At 54.2% G+C, this 11,383-nt stretch carries 8 protein-coding genes; 4 read left to right on the forward strand and 4 right to left on the reverse strand.

What is annotated here, in order from left to right; all coding sequences use genetic code 11:
- Nucleotides 1-228: 228 nt before the first annotated feature.
- The 3 genes from EYY67_RS23910 to EYY67_RS23920 all read right to left on the reverse strand — a co-directional run bounded on the left by EYY67_RS23910 (nt 229) and on the right by EYY67_RS23920 (nt 4,041).
- Nucleotides 229-2,313 (reverse strand): sensor domain-containing protein, encoded by a 2,085-nt coding sequence (locus EYY67_RS23910; protein ID WP_095922162.1) that lies wholly within the window; start codon nt 2,311-2,313, stop codon nt 229-231.
- A 347-nt stretch (nt 2,314-2,660) separates the two neighbouring features.
- Complete coding sequence (locus tag EYY67_RS23915; protein WP_015690004.1) at nt 2,661-2,885, reverse strand: hypothetical protein; 225 nt, start codon at nt 2,883-2,885, stop codon at nt 2,661-2,663.
- 127 nt (nt 2,886-3,012) lie between these two features.
- A complete protein-coding gene (locus EYY67_RS23920) occupies nt 3,013-4,041 on the reverse strand; it encodes a LacI family DNA-binding transcriptional regulator (RefSeq protein WP_131694557.1) in 1,029 nt (342 codons plus the stop codon).
- Nucleotides 4,042-4,332: 291 nt separating this feature from the next.
- On the opposite strand from EYY67_RS23920, the gene ascF reads away from it, so the two are divergent.
- Together ascF and EYY67_RS23930 are read left to right on the forward strand one after the other, a co-directional pair.
- Nucleotides 4,333-5,805 carry a PTS cellobiose/arbutin/salicin transporter subunit IIBC gene (gene ascF, locus EYY67_RS23925; protein WP_165498001.1) on the forward strand — a complete coding sequence of 491 codons (1,473 nt, stop codon included), beginning with the start codon at nt 4,333-4,335 and terminating at the stop codon, nt 5,803-5,805.
- A 20-nt stretch (nt 5,806-5,825) separates the two neighbouring features.
- Entirely contained in the window at nt 5,826-7,256 is a 1,431-nt protein-coding gene (locus tag EYY67_RS23930) for a 6-phospho-beta-glucosidase (RefSeq protein ID WP_131694559.1), read from the forward strand.
- A gap of 41 nt (nt 7,257-7,297) precedes the next feature.
- On the opposite strand, the gene EYY67_RS23935 is transcribed toward EYY67_RS23930, so the two are convergent.
- Nucleotides 7,298-8,308: a LacI family DNA-binding transcriptional regulator gene (locus EYY67_RS23935; protein ID WP_131694560.1), complete on the reverse strand. Its 1,011-nt coding sequence runs from the start codon at nt 8,306-8,308 to the stop codon at nt 7,298-7,300.
- Between the two features lie 199 nt (nt 8,309-8,507).
- Between EYY67_RS23935 and EYY67_RS23940 the strand changes: the two genes are divergently transcribed.
- Nucleotides 8,508-9,587 (forward strand): cellulase family glycosylhydrolase, encoded by a 1,080-nt coding sequence (locus tag EYY67_RS23940; protein ID WP_131694561.1) that lies wholly within the window; start codon nt 8,508-8,510, stop codon nt 9,585-9,587.
- A gap of 42 nt (nt 9,588-9,629) precedes the next feature.
- Complete coding sequence (locus tag EYY67_RS23945; protein WP_131694562.1) at nt 9,630-11,021, forward strand: MFS transporter; 1,392 nt, start codon at nt 9,630-9,632, stop codon at nt 11,019-11,021.
- Nucleotides 11,022-11,383 lie beyond the last annotated feature (362 nt).

Raw genomic sequence — 11,383 nt, forward strand, 5'->3', positions numbered from 1 at the left:
ATAGGTTGAAGTATGCTTTGACCGGGTGTTAGCCCTTAAAACCCCCTCCCAGCCTCCCCCTTCGCAGGGGGAGGAGCAGGTCAAAACCCACTTCCGGTATGGAAGGAAACACGGTCGGCTCGCTCCCCTTAGCAAGGGGTTGTGCAAAAACAATCGTCAGAAATAACAGGCTTATATGCCGCTGTTCCCCCGATCATTCCCGACAAAACCCGTGTCTAATAACTATCATCAGAGGGGTGCAAACCCGGTCAGTCTTGACTCTGAGGGTTGAGGCCGTCCGAAGAAATATCCCTGGAACAACGTACAACCTTCTTCTTTCAGACGCCGGAACTGCTCGTCGGTTTCCACACCTTCTGCCGTGGTCTGAATGTCCAGACTGCGGCTCATGCCGGTGATGGCGCGGATGATCGCCAGTGCTTCGCGGCTGTCCTGCATATCATTAATGAACGACCGGTCGATTTTGATTTTGTCGAACGGGAATGACCGCAGATAGCTCAGCGACGAATAACCGGTGCCGAAATCATCCAGTGCGATGCGTACACCCAGCGATTTCAGTTTTCTTAGCGTGCTGATATTGCCCAGCGTGTTATCAAGCAACACCGATTCGGTGATTTCCACTTCCAGACGTGCCGGATCCAGCCCCGAGGCTTCCAGCGCGGATTCCACCACTGACACCAGCCCGCTGTTTTTGAACTGGATCGGCGACAGGTTGACGGCGACGGTCTGATTGCCTTTCCAGCTGGCGGCTTCACGGCAGGCTTCGTGCAACGCAAACGAGCCGAGACTGTGGATCAGCCCGGTTTCTTCGGCAATCGGGATGAAATCTACCGGCATGATCAGACCGTTTTCCGGGTGATGCCAGCGCATCAGCGCCTCATAACCCATTACCGCATCGTGCCGCGCATCGGTGATCGGCTGGTAGTAAAGACGCAGCTGATTACAGGTGATGGCGTCGCGTAAATCCATTTCAACCACCCGGCGTTTACGCGCGGCGGCGTCCATCTCCAGGCGGAAATCTTCGTAACGGTTGCGGCCATTACGTTTGGCTTCGTACAGCGCCATATCCGCACAACGCAGCAACTGGTCGGGGGTATTTTCTGCTGAGTCTGCCAGCGCAATGCCGATGCTCAGCCCGACGGACAGCGAATGGCCGTCAATAATGACCGGCGGACGCACCGATTCAATCAGGCGTTTGGAAATCTGATGCGCCGCTGAAATGTCTTTCAGCCCCGGCAGCACCACGGCGAATTCATCACCGCCGATGCGTGCCAGCGTGTCGTCATCGCGCAGCGTCATGCGCAGACGCTTGGAAATCGCACGCAGCAGTTCGTCACCGACCTGATGGCCGAGCGCGTCGTTGACGTTCTTGAAGTTATCGAGATCCAGACACAAGGTGGCGGTGTGGCTGTGGGTATAACTGTCGCGCTGCAACGCTTCGCTCAGACGCTGGCTGAACAGAATGCGGTTCGGCAGGCTGGTCAGGTTATCGTGATGCGCCATGTGATGGATCCGGGCATGCGCCGCCTGTTGATCCGTCACGTCATCGGCAATCATCATCACGTAGCTGGTCTGCGGATCGTGTCCGCGGATCACCGAGCTGGTGGTCTGTAACGTCCGGTCGCCGATAGCGGTCAGCAATTGCTGCTCGCTGCGGTGTACGCCTTCCGCGCGCAGACATTCATCCGACTGCTTATTGATGAAATTGCTCAGCCCGACGCCCATACAATCCTGCGGACGTTTACCCAGCATTTTGTCGCGGGAGATGCCCAGCAGACGTTCTGCCTGACGGTTAACCAGCAGGATTTCACGCGAGACGGCATTCTCGACAATCACCGAAGAGGGAATATTGGCGATCACCGTATTGAGAAACTGAGACAGGGACGAGAGCTGCTCGCTGTTGGATTCCGCCAGTTCTTTGGCCTGCAACAACGCCTGTTCCGTTTCACGACGCTCCGTGACATCACGGGTGATCTTGGCGAATCCGATGATTTCTCCGGCTTCACGCAACGCTTCGATAATGATATGCGCCCAGAAGCGCGAACCGTCTTTGCGCTGTCGCCAGCCTTCGGATTCGTAACGGCCGGTGGACCGTGCTGTTTCCAGCCCGTGCTGCGGCCATCCGGATTGTTTGTCTTCCTCAGTGTAAAAGCAGGAAAAATGCTTACCGACAACTTCTTCCGGCGTATACCCCTTCGCCCGCTGCGCACCGGCATTCCAGTTAGCAATAAGGCCATCGGGAGTCAGCATATATATCGCGTAGTCTTCTACGCGCTGAACCAGCAATCGATAAAGTACATCAGAATCTTCACTCATATTTTTTGCCTGATAGCTGGCCGTCTCTGCACGGGGTCCGTCCAAATCAGAGTCCGGCTAAATAGTGCGCCTGTTCCCGACGCATTTTTGCTGTGATGTGCCGGAGAAACGTTAGCATAAGATAATTCTTACTTCGCCAAATTTTGCTTCTAACGTGCTTAAATTTAAGCATATTTAGCAAAAAGATCGGCCTTAAGTGAAATTCGTTGTCCGGGTTTTAAATAACAGGGGAGTTATCGGCAGGCGGGGAAATAACTTTACTCAAAAGGCACATAAAGTTCATGTGTTACAAGCGTTTAATCAATACGTAAAAAAGCCGCAACAGCGTGCGGCTTAGGATGAATCGCTTAACCGCGATGCTGCGGTTTCACTTCCGGCTTCGGCTGAACCTTATGATGCACCGGCGCAGGTTTCGCCTTGTGGCGGACCGGCTTGTGTTTCACGACCGGTTTATGCACCTGATGCACCGGCTGAGGGGGTTTTACCGGCTCTTTACGCGGGCCTTCGGCGTTGGCACTCAGACTGGCAGCCAATAAGCTTGCACAAAGGATAAGCATTCCAGATTTGTTCATTTTAGATATTTCCTGTGTCCCGTGATCACGGTGATTCTTGTTCATGCGCACTGTGCAGGGCAGAAGCTAAAACGACAATTCGGAAAAGGCTTAATCGGCAGTGTTTAACGGATAATTTAAATTGCGCTTACGAAATACTGAGAGAAGCATAAGGTCCGTCAACCACTGAGTCCCGCAAAATAAGTTCCGAGACAAATTTATTCTGCTCGGACAAATAACCGCCGTCGAGCATGGAAATAATCTGGCTGATGACTTCGCTGACCATATCGCTGACCGGATCTTTCACGCTCGACAGCGCCGGAATAAGAAACGGCGCGGTCGGAATATTATCAAACCCGATCACCGAAACCTGTGCGGGCACGGCGATCCCGGCATCGTTGAGTTTTTTCATCGCGCCGATCGCCATTTCATCGTTACTGGCCAGAATGGCGCTAAACGGTTCACCGGCCGCCAGCAGGGTTTCGACGGCGGCAGCACCGCTGGCCGCAGACCATTTCCCCGGCACGATCAGCGATTCCTGCACCAGTAAACCGGCGGCGGTCAGCGCCTCTTTATACCCCGACAGGCGCTCGATGGCGGTCGGGGAATCCATCGAGCCAGTGATAAACGCAATACGGTGGTGGCCGCGTTCAGTCAGCGCACGGGTGGCATTAAATCCGGACCCTTTGTGGTCACAATAAATACAATGGCTCTGATGTTTACGTAATTTGCGGTTGACCACCATCACCGGTTTTTTATATTTGTCGATCAGCTCATCCATTTCATCCACGGATAAAAAGCGCGGATAAATAATGATGCCGTCGCAACGTAAATCATGCAGAAACTGAATGGCTTCCCGTTCTTCTTCGGCGCTGTGTTTGCCATCGACCAGGATCAGCTGACGGCCGTTGGCATCGAGTTTTTTTGCCGCCTGAGAGATTAACTCACTGAAATAGTTTCCGTTGTACAGCGTGTTGGTGACCACCAGACCGATGCACATGGATTTGCTGGTCGCCAGATTGCGCGCCAGTAAGTTTGGCCGGTATCCAGCTTCCTCGATGGCTTTAAAGACCTGATCTTTGGTTTCCTGGCTCACATAACCTTTACCGGAGAGCACACGGGACACCGTGGCTTTAGAAACACCCGCTTTGGTTGCCACTTCCTGCATTGTCGACATCAGCCACACCTGAAATAAAAAACGATGCGTCATTCTACACATTTCGGCTGTTTTGCGAGGATTTTGGACTCGTTGAAAGCGGGGTGGCGATCGGCGTCACAAAAATAAAACAGCGTTGCAGGTTTTTATTGAAGTTTGCATCAGAACTGCACATTCTCGTATGAAACCGGTTACCTATCGTTTCACAGCCTTTCATAAAAGAACCTGAACGTTTCATAAAAAGCGGTTTCACAGAAGCTGCGGCTTCTGAAAAACATTCATAACACTATGAATCCGAGAGAGTTGTCACTCATGTCTAAAAATTTTGCAGCAATGTCTCAGTCGATTGTCGACGCAATCGGCGGCGCGGAGAACGTGGTGGCGGTGACGCACTGCATGACACGCCTGCGCTTCGTGCTCAATGACGAATCTGCCGTCGAGGCCGCCACGCTGAAAGCCATTACCGGCGTGATGGGTGTCGTACGCAACGAAAAACAATGTCAGGTGATCATCGGTAATAACGTCTCACAGGCGTATGCCGAAGTGCTGAAATTGCTGCCGGAAGGCTTTGCAGCCAGCGATCACGACGCCCCGGCTAAAAACAAAATCACCTTAAAACGCATCGGTTCCGGCATTCTGGATGCGCTGATCGGCACCATGTCCCCGCTGATCCCGGCGATTATCGGCGGGTCGATGGTGAAACTGCTGGCGATGATCCTGGACATGACCGGCGTGTTTGAGAAAGGTGCCTCGACGCTGGTGATCCTCAATACCATCGGCGACGGCGCATTCTTCTTCCTGCCGGTGATGGTCGCGGCCTCGGCTGCGGTGAAATTTAAAACCAACATGTCGCTGGCGATTGCCATTGCCGGGATTTTGGTGCATCCGGCGTTTATCGATTTGATGGCGAAAGCCGCACAGGGGCAGAAAGTCGAATTTATCGGCATTTCCGTTACCGCCGTGAAATACACCTACACGGTGATCCCGGCGCTGTGCATGACCTGGCTGCTGTCCTACATTGAAAAATGGGTGGACCGCATCACGCCTGTGGTCACCAAAAACTTCCTGAAACCGATGCTGATCATGCTGATTGCCGCGCCGATCGCCATCATGCTGATTGGTCCGCTGGGCATCTGGATCGGTACCGGGATTTCCGCCGTGGTGTACACCGTTCACAGCTATCTGGGCTGGCTGTCGGTTGCCATCATGGGCGCGGCCTGGCCGCTGCTGGTAATGACCGGCATGCATCGCGTGTTTACCCCGACCATTATTCAGACCATCGCCGAAACCGGCAAAGAGGGCATGGTGATGCCGTCGGAAATTGGTGCCAACCTGTCGCTCGGCGGGTCCTCGCTGGCGGTCGCATGGCGCACCAAAAACCCGGAGCTGCGTCAGACCGCACTGGCTGCGGCGGCCTCGGCGATTGTTGCCGGGATTTCTGAACCTGCTTTGTACGGCGTGGCGCTGCGTCTCAAACGTCCGCTGATCGCCTGCCTGATCAGCGGCTTCATTTGCGGCGGTGTCGCCGGATTAGGCGGCCTCGCCAGCCATTCAATGGCCTCGCCGGGGTTGTTTACCAGCGTGCAGTTCTTCGACCCGTCCAATCCGATGAGCATCGTCTGGGTGGTGGGCGTGATGATTCTGGCGGTGGTGATTTCCTTCTTCACCACGCTGTTACTCGGATTTGAAGATATTCCGGTGGAAACCGTGACGCCGAAAGAAACAAAAACGGCCGAACCGGCAGCTTCCGCTTCCTTTGCGGTTTCGCAAAGCGCAGTTAAATAAAGACAGAAGAGGATTTTTTCATGTCAGCATCAGTATTTCCCGACGGCTTCTTATGGGGCGGCGCGATTGCCGCCAACCAGGCCGAAGGCGGCAGTTTTGAAGGCGGGAAGGGCCTGACCACGGTCGATATGATCCCGCATGGCCCGCATCGTCTGGCGGTCAAAACCGGTCAGGAAAAACGTTTCACCCTGAAAGACGACGAGTTTTATCCGGCGCATCAGGCGATCGATTTTTACCACCGTTATAAAGAAGACATCGCGCTGATGGCGGAAATGGGCTTTACGGTCTTTCGTACCTCGATTGCCTGGAGCCGTCTGTATCCGAACGGTGACGAGCTGACCCCGAACGCCGAAGGCATCGCGTTTTACCGTGATGTGTTTGCGGAATGCAAAAAATACGGTATCGAGCCGCTGGTAACGCTGTGCCATTTCGATGTGCCGATGCATCTGGTGATCGAATACGGTTCGTGGCGTAACCGCAAAATGGTGGAGTTTTTCGCCCGTTATGCCCGTACCTGTTTTGAAGCATTCGACGGGCTGGTGAAATACTGGCTGACGTTTAACGAGATCAACATCCTGCTGCACAGCCCGTTCTCCGGTGCCGGATTAGTCTTCGAAGAAGGTGAAAATCAGGAGCAGGTAAAATATCAGGCGGCGCACCATGAGCTGGTGGCCAGCGCATTAGCCACCAAAATCGCCCATGAAGTGAACCCGGAGAATCAGGTCGGTTGTATGCTGGCGGGCGGGAATTTTTATCCGCAAACCTGTAAACCTGCTGATGTCTGGGCGGCATTGCAGAAAGACCGCGAAAACCTGTTCTTTATCGATGTGCAGGCACGCGGCGAATATCCGTCCTACACCCGTCGCGTCTTTGCGGAGAAGGGCGTGACCGTGGTCACCGAACCGGGCGACGACGAGATCCTGAAAAATACCGTCGATTTTGTCTCGTTCAGTTACTACGCGTCACGTTGCGCATCGGCGGATATGAACGACAACAACAGCAGCGCGGCGAACATCGTCAAATCGCTGAAAAACCCGTATATCGAAGCCAGTGAATGGGGCTGGGGCATTGACCCGCTTGGCCTGCGCATCACCATGAACATGATGTACGACCGCTATCAGAAGCCGTTATTCCTGGTAGAAAACGGCCTGGGTGCGAAAGATGAGATCAACGCGCAGGGCGAAATCAACGACGATTATCGCATCAGCTATCTGCGCGAACACATCCGCGCCATGGGTGAAGCCATCACCGACGGCGTTCCGTTGATCGGCTACACCTCATGGGGCTGTATCGATCTGGTCTCCGCCTCGACCGGCGAAATGAGCAAACGCTACGGCTTTGTTTACGTCGACCGCGACGATGCCGGAAACGGCACGCTGGAAAGAAAGAGAAAGAAATCGTTTTACTGGTATAAAAAAGTGATTGCCAGTAACGGAGTGGATCTGGACTGATCCTGTGAAAAGGGAATATCTGCAACGGATATTCCCTTTATTTATTTCGCCGCCGTACTCGCCCGCACTTTCAATTTCCCGGCCATGATCACCCGCGTGGCAGCGTCTTCGCCGGAGCAGAGATATTCCACCGCCATGCGACCGAGTTCGAAATAGGGCAACTGCACGCTGGTCAGTTTCGGCGTCATCTGATCGGCAATGCGCTGATCATCGTAACCGGCGACCAGAATATCCTGCGGAATACGCAGGTGCAGTTCGGTCAGCGCCTGATAACACCCGATGGTCATCCAGTCGCTGGAGCAGAAAATGGCATCAGGCGGTTCGGGCAGTTTCATCAGTTCCAGTGTGGCGCGGTAGGTTTCATTCAGTGACCAGTTGGTCGCCAGAACCCGTTGATCGTCATGCGCCATACCGGCCTGCGAGAGTGCTTCGCGGTAGCCTTCAAGCCGCATTTCACAGGCTTCCATCCAGTTATCGCCCATGATGTGGGCGATCCGCGTCGCGCCCTGATCAATCAGATGACGGGTAATTTGTAGCGCATTGGCGCGGTCGTCCGGCAAAAAGGTCGGCAGCAGCGGAAAGGCGCGGTCATAGACATTCAGCAGCACCACCGGCAGTTGCGTCTGGTTGGCAAACGGGGCGTAATCAATCGCCTGCGTCACCGGCGAGGCGAGGATAATACCGGCACAGCGCCGCTGATTGAGCTGCGCAATAATCCGCACCGCCAGTTCGGCATCATCGCCGTAATCATACACAGTCAGCAATGTGTTGTGTTTCCACGCCGCTTCACGCGCTTCACTCAGCGCATCGACAAACGGGTCGTAACTGGGCATGGCATTAATCAGCAGCGCAATTTCTTCCTGACCATTATCACTGTGCGGCGCGGGCATCTTTTTGTAGCCGAGCGACAGGGCGGTGCTAAACACCCGCTGGCGGGTTTCCTCACTGAGTTTTACGGAGCGCGAGTTGTTTAAAATCAGCGATACCGTGGCCTGAGACACACCGGCCTCGCGCGCAATATCACTCATTGTGACTTTGTTTTTCTTCTCCATTTCCCTTTTCCCGTCGCCCATATTATTTCCTTTTGCACTATATCACAGCGCCTGTTTTTGCCCGACCACCACGCAGTTTGTGTAAAAAGAGTGTGATCTCAATTGCAGAACCTGAGCATGTGATTTGCAGCAATTCCGAGTGAGTAATAAACATTAGCTAATAATATTAGTTGATGCACTTTACCATGAGGAACGATGAATGAAAGAGCAATGGAGCACAGAACAGGCGGCAACGTGGAGCAGGCAGCAGGGCTGGATTTGCGGATTTAACTATCTGCCGCGCACGGCGGTGAACTGGACGGAACTGTGGCAGCGCGACACCTTTGATGCGCCGGCCATCGATCAGGAACTCGGCTGGGCGCACGACGCGGGCTATAACCAGCTGCGTATCAACCTGCCGTTTATCGTCTGGCAGGATGATCGCGAGGGTTTGCTGGCGCGCATTGATGAGTTTCTGGCGATCGCCGCCCGTCATCAGATCAAGGTGATGCTGACGCTGATGGACGATTGCGGATTCTCCGGCGACGAGCCGTTCCTCGGGCCGCAAAAAGCGCCGGAGCCGGGCAAACATAACAGTCAGGCGGCGGCCAGTCCGGGACGCGACGTGGTGTGTAACCGCGACATGTGGCCAGACGTGGAGCGTTATGTGCGTGATGTCATCCGACATTTCCGTACAGACGACCGCATCGCCATCTGGGATTTGTACAACGAGCCGGGTAACCGGGGCACGTTTGCCACCGGGCTGGAAGAAGTGTTGTACGACGAAAAGCTGGAGGTTTTCGCGCTGGAACTGATGCAAAGGGCGTTTGTCTGGGCGCGGGATGAAGATCCGCGCCAGCCGCTGACAGTCGGCGCATGGCATTTCTCGCAGGATCCCGATCAGCCGGAATCGGAGTTTTTCACCCATCCGATCGACGTCGAAGCGGCAAAGCTTTCCGACGTCATCAGTTTCCACGCCTACGTTGCCACGCCGAAACTGTTACAGGCGCTGCGTTTCTGGCAGAAATTTAACCGTCCGCTGCTCTGCACTGAATGGCTGGCACGCCACGTCGGCAGCGTGTTTGAGGAACAACTGCCGCTGTTCAGCGCCTTCAATTGCGGCTGTTATCAGTGGGGGTTGGTGCGCGGGAAGACCCAGACCACGCTGCCGTGGCCGGTGGTGCGCAAAGGCAATCACGATTACGCCCATTTATGGTTCCACGACGTACTGGACGAATACGGCATTCCGTTCCGTCGTGCCGAAATGGATCTGGTCCGCCGTTTAACACGCATGAAATAACCCTTTCAACAGGCAGCACAGGGACGTGCGAGGCGATATAAAATGACGATTTCAATGAAAATCCCTTCCAGGGAATTGTGGTCTTATTTTGGTTACGGGCTGGGGCAATGCTTCAGTTTCGGTTTGGTGGGTTCGTTTATTAACTATTTCTATACCGATGTGTTGGGCATCTCTGCGCTGGCTGCCAGTACCATATTTCTGGTGGCCCGCGCGTGGGATGCCATACACGATCCGTTATTTGCCAGCGTAATGGACACCATTCAGACCCGTTTCGGGAAATTCCGCCATTTTATGTTGCTGGCACCGTTCCTGATTACGCTGGTGACGCTGGCGTCGTTTTATAATATTGATGCGCCAACCGGCACCAAAATTCTGTATGCGGGCGCGACCTATATTCTGTGGGGCACGTTATACGCGATTTCTGATATTCCGTTCTGGTCGATGAGTTCGGTGATGAGTTCCGAGCCGAAAGAGCGGACCAAAGCCGTGACCGCCGCGGTGCTGGGCGTCAATGCCGGGATTGCCTGCGCCTCAATATTCTTCCCCCGTCTGACGGCGTTTTTCTCGCCCGGTTCCAGCGACCACGGCTATTTTGGTGCCACGGTGGTGATGATGGTCATCGGCCTGCTGCTGATGCTCAACGGCTTCTGGCATATTAAAGAACGCGTGCCGCCAAGCACCGAAAAAGTCACCATGCGCGATACCTTCCATAACCTGAAAAATAACCGGCCGCTGTTCTTTGTCTTAGCCTCATTCTTTTTCTGCGTGCTGCACAATATTGCCAACGGCATTTATATCTACTTCTTTATTTATAATATGGGCGACGGCGCGTTACAGGCCGCGATTGGCGTAATGGGGATCCTCGCGGCGATCGCCTGCCTGACGGCTCCGTTATTAACCCGCCGTTATAAAAAGAGAACGTTATTTATTGCCCTGTGCATTCTGGATATTGTGGTGCGCATTGTGTTGTGGTTCAGCGGTTATCACCATCTTGCCTGGCTGTTTATTCTGCTGGGTCTGAGCACGGTATTCGTGATGATGAGCAATCTGTTTACGTCGGCAATGATTGTCGACACCATCGAATACGCCGAATACAAAACCAATAAACGCTGCGCCGCAATTACCTTCTCCGGCCAGACGTTTACCGGCAAAATGTCAGTCGCCGTCGGCGGCGGGCTGGTAGGGATTTTCCTGACCGCGATCCACTATGTCCCGCAGGCCGCGCACCAGACTGAAAGCGTGATGAACGGTTTGTTCTTCGGCATCAGCCTGTTGCCCGCCATCGGTTCATTAATCCGCATCGGCTTTATGTGGTTCTTCGATTTCACCGAAGATAAACACGCCGACGTGCTGGCGATACTCGAGCAGCGCCGTAAATCTGGTGAAGTGTTCGAAGAGCCGCCGCAGGGCGAGGGTAGGCCGTTAGAAGTGTGAGGACGGCGTCAACGCCTTCGCAGGGGAGGGAGCTGATCGAGTTTCACTCGCCACCGTAAGTAGGTTTTTGCCCTGCACCTCCCCCTGCGAAGTGGGAGGACGGGAGGGGGTTTCAAGGGCAAATACCGAGTCAAAGCATACTTCAAATTATTGATTTTGCATTAATACCCCACCCCAACCCTCCCCAACCCTCCTCTTTCGCAGGGAAGGGAGCTGAGCGAGTTTCACTCGCCACCGTAAGTAGGTTTTTGCCCTGCACCTCCCCCTGCGAAGGGGGAGGACGGGAGGGGGTTTTAAGGGCTAACACCGGGTCAGAGTATGCTTCAACGTATTGATTTTTCATTAATACCCCACCCCAACCC

Origin of the sequence: Rahnella victoriana (assembly GCF_004330295.1) — a bacterium.
GTDB lineage: Bacteria > Pseudomonadota > Gammaproteobacteria > Enterobacterales > Enterobacteriaceae > Rahnella > Rahnella victoriana.

Bases quoted from the DNA above. Each gene is read 5' to 3' on its own strand.
- EYY67_RS23920 (WP_131694557.1), bottom strand. From the start codon at position 4,041: ATGTCGACAATGCAGGAAGTGGCAACCAAAGCGGGTGTTTCTAAAGCC.
- EYY67_RS23910 (WP_095922162.1), bottom strand. From the start codon at position 2,313: ATGAGTGAAGATTCTGATGTACTTTATCGATTGCTGGTTCAGCGCGTA.
- EYY67_RS23930 (WP_131694559.1), top strand. From the start codon at position 5,826: ATGTCAGCATCAGTATTTCCCGACGGCTTCTTATGGGGCGGCGCGATT.
- ascF (WP_165498001.1), top strand. From the start codon at position 4,333: ATGTCTAAAAATTTTGCAGCAATGTCTCAGTCGATTGTCGACGCAATC.
- EYY67_RS23935 (WP_131694560.1), bottom strand. From the start codon at position 8,308: ATGGAGAAGAAAAACAAAGTCACAATGAGTGATATTGCGCGCGAGGCC.
- EYY67_RS23915 (WP_015690004.1), bottom strand. From the start codon at position 2,885: ATGAACAAATCTGGAATGCTTATCCTTTGTGCAAGCTTATTGGCTGCC.
- EYY67_RS23940 (WP_131694561.1), top strand. From the start codon at position 8,508: ATGAAAGAGCAATGGAGCACAGAACAGGCGGCAACGTGGAGCAGGCAG.
- EYY67_RS23945 (WP_131694562.1), top strand. From the start codon at position 9,630: ATGACGATTTCAATGAAAATCCCTTCCAGGGAATTGTGGTCTTATTTT.